Annotated in this window: 17 protein-coding genes; 5 read left to right on the top strand and 12 right to left on the bottom strand. The window is 74.1% G+C overall.

Going from position 1 to position 16,114, the window contains the following annotated elements:
- The first annotated feature begins 63 nt into the window (after nucleotides 1-63).
- Nucleotides 64-1,332 (top strand): phosphoserine phosphatase SerB, encoded by a 1,269-nt coding sequence (gene serB, locus ACOACO_RS11385; RefSeq protein ID WP_420296397.1) that lies wholly within the window; start codon nucleotides 64-66, stop codon nucleotides 1,330-1,332.
- Between the two features lie 18 nt (nucleotides 1,333-1,350).
- Here serB and ACOACO_RS11380 read toward each other — a convergent pair whose 3' ends face one another.
- The 4 genes from ACOACO_RS11380 to ACOACO_RS11365 all read right to left on the bottom strand — a co-directional run bounded on the left by ACOACO_RS11380 (nucleotide 1,351) and on the right by ACOACO_RS11365 (nucleotide 4,035).
- Entirely contained in the window at nucleotides 1,351-1,881 is a 531-nt protein-coding gene (locus ACOACO_RS11380; RefSeq protein WP_420296396.1) for a SixA phosphatase family protein, read from the bottom strand.
- 225 nt (nucleotides 1,882-2,106) lie between these two features.
- Nucleotides 2,107-2,877 carry an enoyl-ACP reductase FabI gene (gene fabI, locus ACOACO_RS11375; RefSeq protein WP_420296395.1) on the bottom strand — a complete coding sequence of 257 codons (771 nt, stop codon included), beginning with the start codon at nucleotides 2,875-2,877 and terminating at the stop codon, nucleotides 2,107-2,109.
- A gap of 102 nt (nucleotides 2,878-2,979) precedes the next feature.
- A complete protein-coding gene (locus ACOACO_RS11370; protein WP_420296394.1) occupies nucleotides 2,980-3,711 on the bottom strand; it encodes a beta-ketoacyl-ACP reductase in 732 nt (243 codons plus the stop codon).
- Nucleotides 3,712-3,822: 111 nt separating this feature from the next.
- Entirely contained in the window at nucleotides 3,823-4,035 is a 213-nt protein-coding gene (locus tag ACOACO_RS11365) for a dodecin (RefSeq protein ID WP_420296393.1), read from the bottom strand.
- Between the two features lie 74 nt (nucleotides 4,036-4,109).
- Between ACOACO_RS11365 and ACOACO_RS11360 the strand changes: the two genes are divergently transcribed.
- Nucleotides 4,110-4,592, top strand: a complete 483-nt coding sequence (locus ACOACO_RS11360; protein WP_420296392.1) for a DUF3099 domain-containing protein — start codon at nucleotides 4,110-4,112, stop codon at nucleotides 4,590-4,592.
- The gene (locus ACOACO_RS11355) at nucleotides 4,589-4,825 is read left to right on the top strand and encodes an acetone carboxylase (RefSeq protein ID WP_420296391.1); all 237 of its coding nucleotides are present in this window, start codon (nucleotides 4,589-4,591) and stop codon (nucleotides 4,823-4,825) included. Before ACOACO_RS11360 ends, ACOACO_RS11355 begins: the two co-directional genes overlap by 4 nt.
- Before the next feature lie 3 nt (nucleotides 4,826-4,828).
- Here the strand turns inward: ACOACO_RS11355 and moaA are convergent, their stop codons facing one another.
- Nucleotides 4,829-5,869, bottom strand: a complete 1,041-nt coding sequence (gene moaA / locus ACOACO_RS11350) for a GTP 3',8-cyclase MoaA (protein ID WP_420296390.1) — start codon at nucleotides 5,867-5,869, stop codon at nucleotides 4,829-4,831.
- A gap of 45 nt (nucleotides 5,870-5,914) precedes the next feature.
- Between moaA and ACOACO_RS11345 the strand changes: the two genes are divergently transcribed.
- Complete coding sequence (locus ACOACO_RS11345; protein WP_420296389.1) at nucleotides 5,915-6,769, top strand: SURF1 family protein; 855 nt, start codon at nucleotides 5,915-5,917, stop codon at nucleotides 6,767-6,769.
- A 23-nt stretch (nucleotides 6,770-6,792) separates the two neighbouring features.
- On the opposite strand, the gene ACOACO_RS11340 is transcribed toward ACOACO_RS11345, so the two are convergent.
- Entirely contained in the window at nucleotides 6,793-8,679 is a 1,887-nt protein-coding gene (locus tag ACOACO_RS11340) for an ABC transporter ATP-binding protein (RefSeq protein WP_420296388.1), read from the bottom strand.
- Nucleotides 8,680-8,764: 85 nt separating this feature from the next.
- Between ACOACO_RS11340 and ACOACO_RS11335 the strand changes: the two genes are divergently transcribed.
- Nucleotides 8,765-10,402: an adenylate/guanylate cyclase domain-containing protein gene (locus ACOACO_RS11335; protein ID WP_420296387.1), complete on the top strand. Its 1,638-nt coding sequence runs from the start codon at nucleotides 8,765-8,767 to the stop codon at nucleotides 10,400-10,402.
- Here the strand turns inward: ACOACO_RS11335 and ACOACO_RS11330 are convergent.
- The 6 genes from ACOACO_RS11330 to ACOACO_RS11305 form a co-directional block, all read right to left on the bottom strand.
- Nucleotides 10,375-11,973 (bottom strand): ABC-F family ATP-binding cassette domain-containing protein, encoded by a 1,599-nt coding sequence (locus ACOACO_RS11330; RefSeq protein WP_420296386.1) that lies wholly within the window; start codon nucleotides 11,971-11,973, stop codon nucleotides 10,375-10,377. The two genes, ACOACO_RS11335 and ACOACO_RS11330, sit on opposite strands and share 28 nt — an antisense overlap.
- 86 nt (nucleotides 11,974-12,059) lie before the next feature.
- Entirely contained in the window at nucleotides 12,060-12,962 is a 903-nt protein-coding gene (locus ACOACO_RS11325) for a phosphotransferase (protein WP_420296385.1), read from the bottom strand.
- A 48-nt stretch (nucleotides 12,963-13,010) separates the two neighbouring features.
- Entirely contained in the window at nucleotides 13,011-13,628 is a 618-nt protein-coding gene (locus ACOACO_RS11320; protein WP_420296384.1) for an acVLRF1 family peptidyl-tRNA hydrolase, read from the bottom strand.
- A gap of 13 nt (nucleotides 13,629-13,641) precedes the next feature.
- Entirely contained in the window at nucleotides 13,642-14,001 is a 360-nt protein-coding gene (locus tag ACOACO_RS11315) for a metal-sulfur cluster assembly factor (RefSeq protein WP_420297220.1), read from the bottom strand.
- Nucleotides 14,002-14,360: 359 nt separating this feature from the next.
- Nucleotides 14,361-14,825, bottom strand: a complete 465-nt coding sequence (gene sufU / locus ACOACO_RS11310) for a Fe-S cluster assembly sulfur transfer protein SufU (RefSeq protein ID WP_277498182.1) — start codon at nucleotides 14,823-14,825, stop codon at nucleotides 14,361-14,363.
- A gap of 4 nt (nucleotides 14,826-14,829) precedes the next feature.
- A complete protein-coding gene (locus ACOACO_RS11305) occupies nucleotides 14,830-16,098 on the bottom strand; it encodes a cysteine desulfurase (protein WP_420296383.1) in 1,269 nt (422 codons plus the stop codon).
- Nucleotides 16,099-16,114: the final 16 nt, after the last annotated feature.

Raw genomic sequence — 16,114 nt, 5'->3', positions numbered from 1 at the left:
CCCCGGCGCGGCGCCGCCCACCGGGTACGGCGCACCCCGCCCCCGGCGGTAGCCTTCGGCGCGATGAGCGAGCCCGCCGCCCCCCGCCGCCCGGAGCCGTCCGCCGTACCCGGCGGCGCCGGCCCCACGACCGACACGGTCCTGGTGACCCTCACGGGCAGGGACCGCCCCGGCGTGACCAGCTCGGTGCTCGCCACCCTCGCCGCCGCCGGCGTGGACGTGCTCGACGTCGAGCAGATCGTGATCCGGGGCCGCATGGTGCTCGGCGTGCTCGTCACCGCGCCCCACGACGTCGCGGGGCTGCGCACCGAGGTCACCCGCGCGGCCGGCGAGCTCGAGATGCAGGTCGACGTCGAGCAGGGAACCGGAGACAACCGTCGCCGCGGCGAGGGCCGCGTCCACGTCTCCGTCATCGGGGCGCCGCTGCGGGCCGGGGCGCTGGCCGCCATCACGGGGCGCATCGCGGAGACGGGCGCGAACATCGACCGCATCGAGCGCATGGCGCGCTACCCCGTCACGGCCATCGACCTGCACGTCTCCGGCACCGCCCCCGAGCACCTGCGCGCCGCGCTGGCCGCCGAGGCCGCACGCCAGGGCGTGGACGTCGCGGTGCAGCCCGCCGACCTGCTGCGCCGCGGCATGCGCCTCATCGTGATGGACGTCGACTCCACGCTCATCCAGGGCGAGGTCATCGAGATGCTCGCCGCCCACGCCGGCTGCGAGCGCGAGGTCGCGGAGGTCACCGAGGCCGCGATGCGCGGCGAGCTCGACTTCGAGGAGTCGCTGCGCCAGCGCGTCGCCCGCCTCGAGGGCGTGGAGGCCTCTGCGCTCGACGCGGTCTACGAGGGCATCCGCCTGGCCCCGGGGGCTCGCACGATGGTGCGGGTGCTCAAGCGGCTGGGCTACCGCTTCGCCATCGTCTCGGGCGGCTTCAGCCAGGTCACCGACCGTCTCGCCGCCGAGCTGGGCATCGACTTCGCCCGGGCCAACGAGCTCGAGATCGTCGACGGCCGGCTCACCGGCCGCATCGTCGGCCCGGTCGTCGACCGGGCGGGCAAGGCCGTGGCGCTGCGCCAGTTCGCGGCCGAGGTCGGTGTCTCCGTCGAGTCCGTGATCGCGATCGGCGACGGCGCCAACGACCTCGACATGCTGAGCACCGCCGGGCTGGGCATCGCGTTCAACGCCAAGCCGGCCGTGCGCGAGGCGGCGGAGGTCGCGGTCAACGTGCCCTACCTCGACACGATCCTCTACCTGCTCGGCATCTCGCGCGAGGAGATCGAGGCGGCCGACGCGGCCGCGGGCTTCGTCACGCCCTCCCCCGACCTGTCCTGACTCCTCGCCCGCCGGCGCTCAGGCGCCGGCGAGGTGGAAGTCGACGAGGCGGCACCCGCCCCACGCCACCTCCGCCCACGGCACCGGGCATGCGAGCACGGTGACGGCGGCGGGCGGGTACCCCTGCGTCATCCGCACGGCCGCGCGCTCGTTGCCCTGCCCGTCGTGGAGCAGGTGGGCCAGCGACGCGACCGTCGGGTTGTGCCCGACGAGCACGAGGGTCGCGACGTCCACGTCCGTGCCGCGCACCATGTCCAGCGCCGTCTCGGGCCCCGCGGAGTACAGCGGCGCCGCGTGCTCGACCGGCACGTCCAGCCAGCCCGCGGCCGCGGCCAGCTCCTCCCACGTACGACGCGTGCGCAGCGCGTCGGAGACGAGCGCCGCCGACGGCACGTGCTGCTCGGCGGCCAGCCACCGTCCGGCGGCGGCCGCCGCGGCGCGCCCGTCGGGGGTCAGGTCGCGGTCGTGGTCGGACGCTGCGGCCGGCGCGGCCTCGGCGTGGCGCAGGATGACCAGGCGCCGGGTCGTGGAGGGCTGGGGGGAGCTCACGCCCGATGGTCCCACCCGCGAGGACCCCGTGTCGCCTCTCCCGCGAGGTCGGCGCCCGCAGGTCAGGGGGCCTGCGGTAGGCTGAGCGGGCTCTCATGGGAGGGAGGCTCGGCCTCCCGGGGCACCACGCCCGCAGCTCCGACTGGGAGGGAGGAGCTGCACGCGGTGTGGTGCCCCGCATCCCGGGGCCACCCCTCCCCTTTCCCCCGGCCCGGTGGTCGGGGCTCAGGCCCCCATCGCGTGGAAGCCGCCGTCGACGTGCACGATCTCGCCGCTGGTCGCCGGGAACAGGTCGGACAGCAGCGCGCACACGGCCCGGGCCGTCGGCTCCTGGTCCTTGTTGTCCCAGCCCAGCGGTGCCTTGGTCTCCCACAGCGCCTCGAGGTCCTCGAAGCCGGGGATGGCCTTGGCGGCCAGCGTCTTCAGCGGCCCGGCGGACACCAGGTTCACGCGGATGCCGTCCGCACCGAGGTCCCGGGCGAGGTAGCGCGCGGTGGACTCCAGGCCCGCCTTCGCGACGCCCATCCAGTCGTACGCCGGCCACGCCACCGTCGCGTCGAACGTGAGGCCGACGACCGATGAGCCGCGCGAGAGGAGCGGGCGCGTGGCGACGGCGAGCGACTTCAGCGAGTACGCCGAGACGTGCACCGCCTGCGCCACGTCCTCCCACGGCCCGTCGAGGAACTTGCCGCCGAGCAGCGTCTCGGGGTTGCCGTAGGCGATCGAGTGCACGACGCCGTCGAGGCCGTCGACGTGCTCGCGCACCGCCGCCTCGAGGCCCGCCAGGTGCTCGGGGTCGGTGACGTCCAGCTCGAGCACCGCGGGCTCGACCGGCAGGCGCTTCGCGATGCGCCGCGTGATGCCGAGCGCCCGGCCGAAGTTGGAGATCAGCACGGTCGCGCCCTGCTCCTGCGCGAACTTCGCCGTGGCGAAGCCGATGGACGAGTCCATCGTGACGCCGGCGACCAGGATGCGCTTGCCCTCGAGAATGCCCATCTGCTGCGTGTCCTCTTCTCTACCCGTGACGGGTGGTGGTGTGCACGGTCGGTGCGCGGGGTGGTGAGGTCCGGCGGGAGGCCGGAGACCGGGGGGGCTCGTTCAGTGCCCCATGCCGAGGCCGCCGTCGACGGGGATGACGGCACCGGTCACGTACGCCGCGTGCTCGCCCGCCAGCCACGTCACGGCGCCGGCCACCTCGGCCGGCTGCGCGTAGCGGCCCAGCGGCACCTGCGTCCTGATGGCGTCGCGCTGCGCGTCGGTGAGGACCTCGGTCATGTCGGTCTCGACGAACCCGGGGGCGACGACGTTGGCCGTGATGCCCCGGCTGCCCAGCTCCCGCGCGGTCGAGCGCGCGAGGCCGACGAGCCCCGACTTCGAGGCGGCGTAGTTGACCTGGCCGGCCGAGCCGAGCAGGCCGACGACGGAGGAGACGAGGATGATGCGGCCGCGGCGCAGCCGCAGCATGCCCTTGGTCGCGCGCTTCACCAGCCGGAACGTGCCCGTCAGGTTCGTCTCGATGACCGAGGACCAGTCGTCCTCGCTCATGCGCAGCAGGAGCGTGTCCCTGGTGATGCCGGCGTTCGCCACCAGCACCTCGACCGGTCCCAGCTCGGCCTCGACCTGCGCGTAGGCGGCGTCCACCTGGGCGGGGTCGGTCACGTCGCAGCGGACGTCGAGCGCACCCTCGGGCGCACCGCCGTTGCGGGTAGTCACCGCGACGCGGTCCCCCTGCGCCAGGAACGCCTCGGCGATCGCGCGGCCGATGCCGCGGTTGCCGCCGGTGACGAGGACGGTGCGGCCCTGGGGCCCGGTCTGCTCTGCGTCGCTCACGCCTCGCGACGCTAGTGCTTACCGACAGGTACCGGAAAACCGCCTCCCCGCCCGGTCACGCCGGACGGCGCGGACGGGCCGGCGCGGTCGGGCGGGACGGACGGGCGGGACTCACTGGTCCTCGAGGCGGAAGCCGACCTTCATCGAGACCTGGAAGTGGTCGACCTGGCCGTCCTTGACGTGCCCGCGGACCTGGGTGACCTCGAACCAGTCGAGGTGGCGCAGCGTCTCGCCGGCGCGCCCGATGCCGTTGCGGATCGCCTGGTCGATGCCCTCGGGGGACGTGCCGACGATCTCGGTGACGCGGTAGGTGCGGCTGGTCATGGTGGTCTCCTCGTGGACGGGGCCCGGCCCGGCACGGCCCGGGTCGGCTGATGCTACCGACGTACAGTGGGAGCATGCCGACGCGTCCCCGCCGTACCGCGCCGAAGGCCGACGCCGTCCGGATCACCACCGCCCCGGTCTCCCCCACCGAGGAGCTCGACCAGCGCCGCCGTCGCTACTTCATCGCGATGTCCGTGCGCACCCTCTGCTTCCTCGGCGCCTTCGCCGTGGGCCCCGGCTGGCTGCGGTGGGTGCTGCTCGCCGGCGCGGTGTTCCTGCCGTACTTCGCGGTGGTCGCGGCCAACGTCACCTCGCAGCGGAGCGAGGACTTCGAGATCGAGCCGGTCGACGCCTACGCGCTCCCGCCCGCCGCGGGCGAGACGCTGCGGATCGAGCCGGGTGCGGGCGACGGCGGCACCCCCGGTGCCCCCGGCCCGCGCGACGACTCCGCCTGGGACGACGTCGACTGGGAACAGGCGGGCTGGGACGACGCCGAGCGCGCGGACCGCTGGGACGACCTCGACGAGCGCCCCGCGGGCGGCCGGGCGGGCGCGTGAGCGCGCCCGCGACCTGCTCCGCCCGGGGCTGCCGGGCCGAGGCCACCTGGGCGCTGCGCTGGAACAACCCGCGCCTGCACACCCCGGAGCGCCGCAAGATCTGGTTGGCGTGCGACGACCACCGCGCCTCGCTGTCGGACTTCCTCGGCGCGCGGGACTTCCTGCGTGACGTGGTGCCGGCGGCCGAGGTCGTGACGGACGACGACGAGCCCGACGACCGGGCCGGGGACTGAGCCTCAGCCGCCGATGGCGGACATCGACCGGGTGGGCTGCAGGAAGCTCGGGTCGTTGATGCCGTGCCCCGCCGCCTTGGTCCACATCGCGCGACGCCACTGCGCCGCGACCGCGGCGTCGTCCGCGTCGCCGCGCAGGGCGGCCCGCAGGTCCGACTCGGAACGGGCGAAGAGGCAGTTGCGCACCTGGCCGTCCGCGGTGATCCGCACCCGGTCGCAGTCGCCGCAGAACGGGCGGGTGACCGAGGCGATGACGCCGACGACGCCCTGCACGTCCCCGGTGTCGACGAGGAACCGCTCGGCCGGGGCGCTGCCCCGCGCCTCCTCGGACGGGACGACGGTGAACGCGGCCTGCAGGGAGGCGAGGATCTCCTCGGCGGTCACCATCTCGGTGCGGGACCAGTCGTGCTGGGCGTCCAGCGGCATCTGCTCGATGAAGCGCAGCTCGTAGCCGTTCTCGAGCGCCCACCGGGTCAGCTCGGGCGCCTGGCCGTCGTTGATGCCGCGCAGGAGCACCGCGTTGATCTTGACCGGCGTCAGGCCCGCGGCGGCCGCGGCCTCGACGCCGGCGAGCGCGTCGTGCAGGCGGTCGCGGCGGGTGACCTCCGCGAAGGAGTCGGGGCGGATGCTGTCGAGGCTCACGTTCACGCGGTCGAGGCCGGCGTCGGCCAGGGCCTGCGCGGTGCGCGCCAGGCCGAGCGCGTTCGTGGTGAGCGAGAGGTCCACGTCGGGCGCGTCGCGGCGCACCCGGGTGACGATGTCGACGAGCCCGCGGCGCACCAGCGGCTCGCCCCCGGTGAAGCGCACCTCGCGGATGCCGAGGTGGTGCACCCCGATACCGACCAGCCGGACGACCTCGTCGTCGCTGAGCGTCTCCTCGACCGGCATCCAGTCGAGGCCCTCGGGCGGCATGCAGTAGCTGCAGCGCAGGTTGCACCGGTCGGTGAGGGAGACGCGCAGGTCGGTCGCGGTGCGGCCGTGGCGGTCGACCAGACCACCCGCGGCACCGCGGGGCAGCAGGGGGAGGTCGACGGACTGGGTCACGTGGTCGAGTCTAGGTCGGGCCCGGTCGCCGGATAGCCTTCCGGTGTGGGTTCCTTCCGCTTCCTGCTGTCCCGGCGCTGGATCCTGTTCGGGATCGCGGTGGTGCTGCTGACCTACCTCGCGTGGGTGCTGGGCCAGTGGCAGTTCCACCGCCTGGACGACCGTCGTGACCGCAACTCCATCGTGGAGCGCAACGAGGGCCGCGACCCGGTCGAGGTGACCGACGTGCTGGGGGTCGGCGAGCCGGTCGACGCGAGCGAGGAGTGGACGTCGGTCACGGCCACCGGCACCTACGCCGTCGAGGACTCCGTCGTCGTCCGCTACCGCACCCGCGACAGCGCCCCCGGCGTCGACGTGGTCGTGCCCCTGGTGCTGGCCGACGGCACGTCCGTGCTCGTCGACCGCGGCTGGATGGCGACGGAGAACAGCGGGGGCCTGCGCGGCACCGACACCGACGCGCTGCCCGCTCCCCCGTCCGGCGAGGTCACCGTGACCGGCTGGGTGCGACGGGACGCCACCGACGGCGGCAGCACCGAGGTCACGCAGCAGTCGACCCGCTCGATCTCCTCGGACCGCATCGGCGAGGCGCTGGACCGCGAGGTGCTCACGGGGTTCGTCGACCTGGCCGAGGAGTCGCCCGAGGCCGCCGAGCCGCTCGACCCACCGCCGCTGCCCGAGCTCGACGAGGGTCCGCACTTCTTCTACGGGCTCCAGTGGTGGTTCTTCGGCCTGCTGGCCGTCTTCGGCTTCTGCTACCTGGCGTACGACGAGTGGCGCGGTGGTCCCGCGCGCCGCGACCGGCTGCGGGCCGAGCGCCGGGCCCGGGCCGAGGAGGAGGAGCGGAAGCAGGCCGAGGTGCAGGCCCGCATCCGGGCCGAGCGGGAGCGCAGCCGCACCTGACGGTCCGCCCCTCCTGGGGCGTGTCAGCCGGCGGTCGTCACGTCGTCGCGCAGCTGCGTGCCGTGCAGGGTGGCGTAGAGCCCACCCTGCGCCAGCAGCTCGGCGTGGGTGCCGCTCTGCACGATGCGGCCCTGGTCGACCACGAGGATGCGGTGGGCGTTGCGCACCGTGGAGAGCCGGTGGGCGATGACGAGCGAGGTGCGCCCCTCCAGCGCCGCGTCGAGCGCGCGCTGCACGGCCTGCTCCGACTCCCCGTCCAGGTGGGCGGTGGCCTCGTCGAGCACGACGAGCGGCGGCGCCTTGAGCAGGAGCCGGGCGATCGCGAGGCGCTGGCGCTCGCCGCCGGACAGCCGGTAGCCCCGGTCGCCCACGACCGTGTCGAGGCCGTGCGTCAGCGAGCGCACCAGCGGGGCGATGCGCGCGGCCTCGAGCGCGGCCCAGATCTGCTCCTCGCTCGCGTCCGGCCGGGCGTAGCGGAGGTTGGCCCGGATGGTGTCGTGGAACATGTGGGCGTCCTGGGTGACGTAGCCGACCACGTCCTCCAGCGACTCCAGCGTCACCGACCGCACGTCGTGACCGGCGACCCGCACGGTGCCGGAGGTCGCGTCGTACAGGCGGGCCACCAGGTGGGTGATCGTGGTCTTGCCCGCGCCCGACGGGCCGACGAGGGCGACGGTCTGGCCGGGCTCGGCCACGAAGGTGATGTCGTGGAGGACGGGCTCGGACGCGCTGCCGCGGTCGGGGCTCGCGACCGCCTCGAGCGAGGCCAGCGTCGTGGTCGACGGGTCCGGGTAGGCGAAGCCGACGTGGTCGAACTCCAGCCGCACCCCGCGGCTGCCGTCCGCGACGCGCAGCGGCACCGCGTCGGCGCGCTCCGTGACGGTCGAGGGCAGGTCGAGCACCTCGAAGACCCGCTCGAAGCTGACGAGCGCGGTCATCACGTCGACCCGCACGTTGGAGAGCCCCTGCATCGGGCCCAGCAGACGCAGCAGGAGCGTGGCCAGCGCGAGCAGCGTGCCCAGCGTCAGGTCGCCCTGCACGACGAGCCAGCCGCCGACGCCGTACACCAGCGCGGTCGCCAGCGCGGGGACGAGCATCATCACCGACGCGAACAGGCGGGTGAGGAGCGCGATGCGCACGCCCAGGTCGCGCACGCGGGTCGCCTTGGCGGCGTAGAGCGCGTCCTCCTCCCCCCGGCGGCCGAACAGCTTGAGCAGCATCGCGCCGCCGACGTTGAAGCGCTCCGTCATCACGTTGCCGAGGTCGGCGTTGCCGTCCATCTGCTCACGGGTGAGCCCCGCGAGGCGGGCGCCCACCCACCGGGAGACGGCGAAGAGCAACGGGAACATGACGAGGCACAGCAGGGTCACCTGCCAGCTCAGGGCCACCATCGTGACGCCGACGACCACCACGGCCACCGAGTTGGCGACCACGTTCGACAGCACGGTGGTGAAGGCGCGCTGCGCCCCGATGACGTCGTTGTTGAGCCGCGAGACCAGGGCGCCGGTCTGCGTGCGCGTGAAGAACGCGAGGCCCTGGCGCTGGACGTGGGCGAAGACCTGCGTGCGGAGGTCGAGGATGAGCCCCTCGCCGATCCGCGAGGACAACCAGCCGCCGAGCACGCCGAGGGCCGCGTCCACGAGCGCCACCGCGGCCATCAGCGCCGCCACGGTCGTGACGACCCGCAGGTCGCCGGCCACCACGCCGTCGTCCACCAGCCGCTGCACCAGCAGCGGGGTGACGACGACCAGCATGGCGTCGAGCACGGTGACCCCGGCGAAGGCCGTCAGCACCCGCCGGTGGGGGCGCGCGGCGCCGACCACCCGTCGTACGACGGCGCGGTCCACCCGCGTGCCGACCGCCGAGCGGTCGGTGCGCAGGTGCCGCCAGGCGGCGCCCATCCCGGTCATCCCCGACATGCTCGTGACAACCCCTCACCGCGCGGCCGTGTTCCCGCTCACGCGGGGTGGTCCACCGCACCCTACGATGCGAGCCGTGACCAGCGCCGACGCCCGCAGCCCCTTCGGCTCGCGACTGCTCGGCGCCCCCGACCAGAGTCCCCAGGTCCTCCGCGTGCGCGTGCAGGCCCTGCTGACGTTCATCCTGCTCACCGCGAACCTCATCGGCGCCGGCGTCGTCATCGCGCTGCTGCTGCTCGTGCGCCCCGACGAGCCGCTGGGCCGCGACTTCCGGCTGGCGCACTTCATCGCCACGCCGGTGTACGTCGGACTGGCGGTCGTCGTGGGCCTGGTCTGGATCACGCGCCGGCTGCTGCGCTCCCTGGCGTGGGCGCGGGAGGGCCGCTCCCCCACCGACCGCGAGCGCCACGAGACGCTGCGGGCCCCGCGCACCGTGATGGTCCGCCAGGGCACGCTCTGGTTCGTCGCCGTCCTGCTCTTCACGCTGCTCTCGCTGCTGACCCAGCCGAGCATCGCGCTCACCGAGTCGATCGCGGTCGCGATCGCCGGCATCGTGGTCTGCGCGATCTCCTACCTGTGGACCGAGTTCGTCCTGCGGCCCATCACGGCCCGGGCGCTCGCCGAGGGCCTGCCGCCGGCCGGGCGGGGGTCCGGCGTACGACGCCGCCTCATCATCTTCTGGGTGCTCGGCACGGGCATCCCCGTCACGGCGCTCGTCTTCGCCGCGCTGCTGTCGCTGGCCGGGGACGAGCAGGTGGACCGCGTGCGCCTGGCGGTCCTCATCCTCGTGCTCGGCGGGGTCGTGCTCCTCTTCGGGCTCAACATCACGACGCTCACCTCGCGCGCCGTCGTCGGGCCGATCGCGTCGGTGCAGCGCGCCCTGCGCCAGGTCGAGTCCGGCGACCTCGACGTCGCCGTGCCCGTCTACGACGCCACCGAGCTGGGCCACCTGCAGGCGGGCTTCAACCGCATGGCCGCCGGCCTGCGGGAGCGCGAGCGCATCCGCGACCTGTTCGGCCGCCACGTCGGCACCGACGTCGCCGACGCCGCGCTGCGCCAGCAGGTCGAGCTCGGCGGCGAGACCCGCGTCGTGTCGATCCTCTTCGTGGACCTCATGGGCTCCACGACGCTGGCCACCGAGCGCGAGCCCACCGCGGTCGTCGAGCTGCTCAACCGGTTCTGCTCGGTCGTCATCGACGAGGTCGACCGCTCCGGCGGGCTCGTCAACAAGTTCATGGGCGACGCCGTCCTCGCCGTGTTCGGCGCCCCCGTCGCGAGCGACGACCACGCCACCGCCGCCCTGCGCACCGCCCGCACCGTCGCCCGCCGGTTGGCCGTCGAGGTGCCGGAGATCCGGGCCGGCGTCGGGGTGGCGACCGGCGAGGCCGTCGCCGGCAACGTGGGGGCGGAGCGCCGCTTCGAGTACACGGTGATCGGCGACGCGGTGAACTCCGCCGCCCGGCTCACCGACCTCGCCAAGGGTCGCCCCGGCCTCGTGCTCGTCGCGCAGGAGAGCGTCGAGGCCGCGGCCCCCGACGAGGCGGCCCGCTGGCGCCCGGACGGCACCGAGGTGCTCAGGGGGCGCGCGACGCCGACGCGGCTCGCCGTACCGGTCGAGGACGAGCCGGCCCAGGAGCCGGCCCAGGAGCCGGCCGACAAGCCCGCCGGGCAGCCGGAGCAGCGACCTCAGGCCAGCGAGACCAGCTCGGCGTAGGAGGCGTTCCAGAGGTCCTCGACGCCGTCGGGGAGGATCAGCACGCGGTCGGGCTCGAGCGCGAGCACCGCGCCCTCGTCGTGGGTGACGAGCACGATGGCGCCCTCGTAGCGGCGGATCGCGTCGAGCACCTCCTCCCGCGAGGCGGGGTCGAGGTTGTTGGTCGGCTCGTCGAGCAGCAGCACGTTGGCGCTGGAGACGACGAGCGAGGCCAGCGCCAGGCGGGTCTTCTCGCCACCGGAGAGCACCCCGGCCGGCTTGTGCGCGTCCTCGCCCGAGAAGAGGAACGAGCCCAGCACCGAGCGGGCCTCGGTGTCGGTGAGCTGCGGCGCCGCGCTCTGCATGTTCTCCAGCACGGTGCGCGAGGTGTCGAGGGTCTCGTGCTCCTGCGCGTAGTAGCCGACCTTGAGCCCGTGCCCGGGCACCACGGAGCCCGAGTCCGGCGCGTCGACCCCGGCGAGGATGCGCAGCATCGTCGTCTTGCCCGCGCCGTTGAGCCCGAGGATGACGACGCGGGAGCCCTTGTCGATCGCCAGGTCGACGTCGGTGAAGACCTCGAGCGAGCCGTAGGTGCGCGAGAGCCCCTCGGCCGTCAGCGGCGTCTTCCCGCAGGGGGCGGGCGACGGGAAGGTGATCTTGGCGACCCGGTCCGCGGCGCGCTCCCCCTCGACGCCGGCCATCATCTTCTCGGCGCGCTTGAGCATCGACTGCGCGGCCTGCGCCTTCGACGCCTTGGCCCGCATCTTGTTGGCCTGGTCGGTGAGCGTCTTCGCCTTGTTCTCGGCGTTCATCCGCTCGCGCTTGCGGCGCTTCTCGTCGGTCTCGCGCTGGGTCAGGTAGTGCTTCCAGCCCATGTTGTAGACGTCGATGACGCAGCGGTTCGCGTCGAGGTGGAAGACCTTGTTGACCGTCTCGGCGAGCAGGTCGTTGTCGTGGCTGATGACGATGAAGCCGCCGCGGTGGGCCTTGAGGAAGTCGCGCAGCCACACGATCGAGTCGGCGTCGAGGTGGTTGGTCGGCTCGTCGAGGATCAGCACGTCGGCGCCGGAGAACAGGATGCGCGCGAGCTCCACGCGGCGGCGCTGGCCGCCGGAGAGCGTCTTCAGCTGCTGGCCGAGGATCCGGTCGGGGATGCCGAGGCTGGCCGCGATCGTCGCGGCCTCGGCCTCGGCGGCGTACCCGCCACCGGCGTGCAGCTCGGCGTCGGCCCGGGACCAGCGGCGCATGGCGCGGTCGGCGACCTCGGGGTCGGCCGACGCCATCTGCTCCTCCGCCTCGCGCAGCCGGCGCACGACGTCGTCGAGCCCGCGGGCGGACAGGATCCGGTCGCGGGCGAGGACCTCGGGGTCCCCGACGCGCGGGTCCTGCGGCAGGTAGCCGACGTCGCCGGAGGACGTGACGGTGCCCGAGGCGGGCAGCGCGTCCCCGGCGAGGATCTTCGTGAGGGTGGTCTTGCCGGCGCCGTTGCGGCCGACGAGGCCGATCTTGTCCCCGGCCGCCACCCGGAACGAGACGTTCTCCATCAGGAGGCGGGCACCCGCACGGACTTCGACGTTCTGTGCGGTGATCATCGGTCCGGAATTCTACGTGGCCGCGCCCCCCGGGCACGCATCGGCGCGAGTGGCCCAGGCCGCCCTGCGGGCACCGCGGTCCTGCCTCAGAGCAGGGCCTCGAGGTGGGGGTACTGCCGCTGCAGCACCCGCAGGTACGGCGCGACGCTGGGGTGCCGGAACTTCCCGGCCAGGGCGCCCTCGCCCTCCGCGGCCCGGGCCAGCACCCACTCGGCCCGGTTGAGCACGGTGTAGACGGCCGTGACCCGGGCGCCCAGCAGCGCCTCCTCACGGGTCGCGAGGTCCTGGGGCAGCGCGGCGGCGTACACGTCGAGGAGCACCTCGAGGTCCTCCCGCGCCGACAGCGCGAGGTAGCCGAGGTCGGCGCCCACCGGGCCCGTGCCGAGGGTGCTCCAGTCGAGCGCCAGCACGTCGTCGCCGGAGCGCGCGCGGAAGTTCGCGGGCACGGGGTCGCCGTGCTGCAGCACCTGCGGGAGCGCGTCGAGCGCGGCCAGGTGGCGGTGGCGCCGCGCCCAGAGGCGGTCGGCGACGTCGGCGATGTTGGTGCGTGCGAGCGTGCGCCACCCGCCGCGCCACTCCACGCGCCGCACCCGGTCCGCGAGCTGGGCGCGCGCCAGCCAGTCAGCCCGGGGCACGGCGTTGCCCGCGAAGACCGCGAGGCGCGCGGCCAGGTAGGGGCCCGGCAGCGGGTCCGCCTCGACGTACTCCTGCCGCAGGGTGATGCCGGAGGCGTCCTCGGCGACGTCGAGGGTCCGCACCGACCGCAGGCCGGCCGTGGCGTCGACGACGCCGCCCTGCGCGACGGCCGCCGCGCGTCGCCACCAGCCCGCGTGGTGCGGGTCGGCGAGCTCGTCGGGGTCGTCGGGGCCGGGCGGCACGAACCGCTTCACGACGCTGGCGGGCTCGGTGGACCGGTCCAGCCACACCCCACCGGTCGAGGTGCCGCTCCCGCCGGGGAGGGGCACCCAGCCGTCGTCGGGCCGCCACATGGCCCGCAGTCTGGCAGAGCGGGGCCCGCCGACGTGGTACGACGCGGGCTACGTGCCCGGCGCGTTGACGACCTCGACACGCACGGCCGCCGCGGCAGCGATCGCCGCGTCGAGCTCGGCGCGGCGCGGCTCGGGCACGGGGAGCCAGGGGTCGACGACCGCGTGCCGGGCCAGGCGGCGGTCCTCCAGCACCGCGGCGACGGCGGTGCGGTCGCCGCCGACGACGAGCGCCAGCGCCGGCTCGCCGAGGACGGTCACGGCGTGGTCGGTGGCAGCGTCGTACGCCGACCGGGCCTGGTTGTCGCGGCGGCGGGCGAAGCGCTGCTGGCTCTGCCCGCCGGCCTTGCTGCGGCCCTGCACGTGGCGTCGGCCGACCTTGCTGGCCACGACGCGGGGACCGGCCAGGCGGGCGACGGCGAAGCCGCCCTTGCGCACGAGCAGGACGCCCCAGGTCTCCGGGGGCGCGGCGGCCGCACGGAAGGCGTCGACGTCGGGGCTGCCGCCGTACGCGCGGGCGAACGGCAGGGCGGCCGCGAAGGTCGAGCCGTCGCCGCCGGCACCGGTGAGGCGTCCGGCGGCGACGTCGGTCGTCACTCCCCCGTGGCGCGCGCCGAAGTTGACCACCCAGCGCTCGAGCCGCTCGGGTGGCACGACGACCTCGGCCACGGGGGCGGACCGCTCAGACGTTGAAGCCGAGGGCACGCAGCTGGTCGCGGCCGTCGTCGGTGATCTTGTCCGGGCCCCACGGCGGCATCCAGACCCAGTTGATCGCGACGTCGTTGACCATGCCCTCGAGCGCGCTGACCGTCTGGTCGGTGATGACGTCGGTCAGCGGGCACGCCGCGGACGTGAGCGTCATGTCGAGGACCGCGTTGGAGTCCTCGTCGACGTGCACGCCGTAGACGAGGCCCAGGTCGACCACGTTGATGCCGAGCTCGGGGTCGACGACGTCCTTCATCGCCTCGGTGACGTCCTCGACCGACACGCTGGCGGAGCGGCTGCTGGAGACGCCGCCGCTCGCCTCGGGGACGTGCGGCAGGTCGCCGTGGTCGTGCCCGTGACCGTGCCCGTGACCGGAGTGGTCGTGACCGGAGTGGTCGTGACCGGAGTGGTCGTGACCCGCGTGGTCGTGGTGCTCGTGGGTGCCGGCGGCGAGCCCGTGGTCGCCGTGCAGCGCCTCGTGCTGCTCGTCCGCCTCGCCGGGCTCCTGGCCCTGGCCGTGGCGGTGCGCGGCACCCTGCTCGGCCGCGAGCTCGGCGGCTCGGGCCGGGGCGTCGGCGGTCGGGGCGACCTCGCCGGGGCGGGCCGTGGGCGCGGTGTCGGTGACCTCGCCGGTCACGGGGCCGTCGGTGGTGACCAGGCCCTGCTCGTCGTGCGCCTGCTGGGGGGACTCGGTGCTCATGCCTTCTCCTCGATGACTCGGGCCGTGGCGTCCTTCCAGGCCATCCACGACAGCAGGGCGCACTTCACGCGCGCGGGGAACTTGGCGACGCCGGCGAACGCGATGCCGTCCTCCAGGACGTCCTCGTCGGGCTCCACGGTGCCCTTGCCCTGCATGAGGGTCAGGAACGACTCGTGGATCTCCATCGCCTCGTCGACGGGGCGGCCGATGACGAGGTCGGTCAGCACCGACGCGGAGGCCTGCGAGATCGAGCAGCCGACCGCGTCGTACGACACGTCGGCCACCGTCTCCGCGCCGGGCTCCCCGGTCAGGTGCACCCGGAGGGTGACCTCGTCGCCGCAGGTCGGGTTCACGTGGTGCACCTCGGCCTCGTGCGGCTCGCGCAGCCCCTTGTTGTGGGGGTTCTTGTAGTGGTCGAGGATGATCTCCTGGTAGAGGGCATCCAGATCCTGGGCGGTCAACTCTTCACCCCAGCTTGAAGTACGAACGGGTGTACTCGAGCGCCTCGACGAGCGCATCGATCTCGGACGGCGTGGTGTAGAGGTACGACGACATGCGCGTCGTGCTCTGCACCCCGTAGCGGGCGTGCGCAGGCTTCGCGCAGTGGTGCCCGGCGCGCACCGCGACACCGCGGCTGTCGAGCACCTGGGCGACGTCGTGCGGGTGGACCCCGTCGACCTCGAAGGAGATCGCCCCGCCGCGCTCGGCCACGTCGAGGGGGCCGAGCACCTTCAGGCCGGGCACCGTGGCGAGCCCGTCGAGGGCGTACGCCGTGATGGCCCGCTCGTGCGCGTGCACGGACTCCATGCCGAGCCCGGCGAGGTAGTCCACCGCCGCGCCGAGGCCGACGGCCTCGACGATGGGCGGCGTGCCCGCCTCGAACTTGTGCGGGATGCCGGCGTACGTCGAGCGCTCCATGCGGACCGTCTCGATCATCTCGCCGCCACCGAGGAACGGGGGCAGCTGGTCGAGGACCTCGCGCCGACCCCAGAGCACCCCGATGCCGGTCGGCCCGACGACCTTGTGGCCGGTGAAGACCAGGATGTCGGGACGCTCCGCCTCGTCCATCGCGGCGAGGTCGATCGGGATCTGCGGCGCCGCCTGCGAGGCGTCGACGACCACCAGGGCGCCGACCTCGTGGGCGCGCCGCGTGATCGCCGCGACCGGGTTGACGGTGCCCAGCATGTTCGACACCCAGGTGAGGGTGACGACCTTGGTGCGCTCGTCGATCAGCTCGTCGATGTTCGACAGGTCGAGGCGGTAGTCGTCGGTGAGGCCGAACCACGCCAGCGTCGCGCCCGTGCGCTGCGTCAGCAGCTGCCACGGCACGATGTTGGAGTGGTGCTCCATCTCCGTGGTCACCACGCGGTCGCCCTCGCCCACGGCGAGGTCCCCGGTGGCCCACGCCAGCGTGTGCGCGACGAGGTTGAGCGCCTCCGAGGCGTTCTTGGTGAAGATCACCTCGTCGCGCGACGGGGCGCCGATGAACGACGCGACCCGGTCGCGACCGTCCTCGAACGCCGCCGACGACTCCGCGCCGAGCTGGTGCATGGCGCGGGCGACGTTGGCGTTGTGGCGCTCGAGGTGGTCGACCATCGCGTCGATCACGCACTGCGGCTTCTGCGAGGTGTTCGCGCTGTCGAGGTAGACCAGCGGGACGCCACCGGCGAGCGTGCGCTCGAGGATCGGGAAGTCCTTGCGGACCACCTCGAGCTGCTGGAGCAGGCCTTCCATGGTGGCTCCTTCCAGG

The sequence above is a fragment of the Nocardioides sp. CPCC 205120 genome, from assembly GCF_048654585.1.
GTDB lineage: Bacteria > Actinomycetota > Actinomycetes > Propionibacteriales > Nocardioidaceae > Nocardioides.
This window is presented reverse-complemented; position numbering and strand designations above follow the sequence as displayed.

What these genes read in the sequence shown, in the direction of transcription:
- ACOACO_RS11360 (WP_420296392.1), top strand. Translation starts at nt 4,110, where the DNA reads ATGCCGACGCGTCCCCGCCGTACCGCGCCGAAGGCCGACGCCGTCCGG.
- ACOACO_RS11305 (WP_420296383.1), bottom strand. Translation starts at nt 16,098, where the DNA reads ATGGAAGGCCTGCTCCAGCAGCTCGAGGTGGTCCGCAAGGACTTCCCG.
- serB (WP_420296397.1), top strand. Translation starts at nt 64, where the DNA reads ATGAGCGAGCCCGCCGCCCCCCGCCGCCCGGAGCCGTCCGCCGTACCC.
- ACOACO_RS11365 (WP_420296393.1), bottom strand. Translation starts at nt 4,035, where the DNA reads ATGACCAGCCGCACCTACCGCGTCACCGAGATCGTCGGCACGTCCCCC.
- ACOACO_RS11330 (WP_420296386.1), bottom strand. Translation starts at nt 11,973, where the DNA reads ATGATCACCGCACAGAACGTCGAAGTCCGTGCGGGTGCCCGCCTCCTG.
- ACOACO_RS11325 (WP_420296385.1), bottom strand. Translation starts at nt 12,962, where the DNA reads ATGTGGCGGCCCGACGACGGCTGGGTGCCCCTCCCCGGCGGGAGCGGC.
- fabI (WP_420296395.1), bottom strand. Translation starts at nt 2,877, where the DNA reads ATGGGCATTCTCGAGGGCAAGCGCATCCTGGTCGCCGGCGTCACGATG.
- ACOACO_RS11340 (WP_420296388.1), bottom strand. Translation starts at nt 8,679, where the DNA reads ATGACCGGGATGGGCGCCGCCTGGCGGCACCTGCGCACCGACCGCTCG.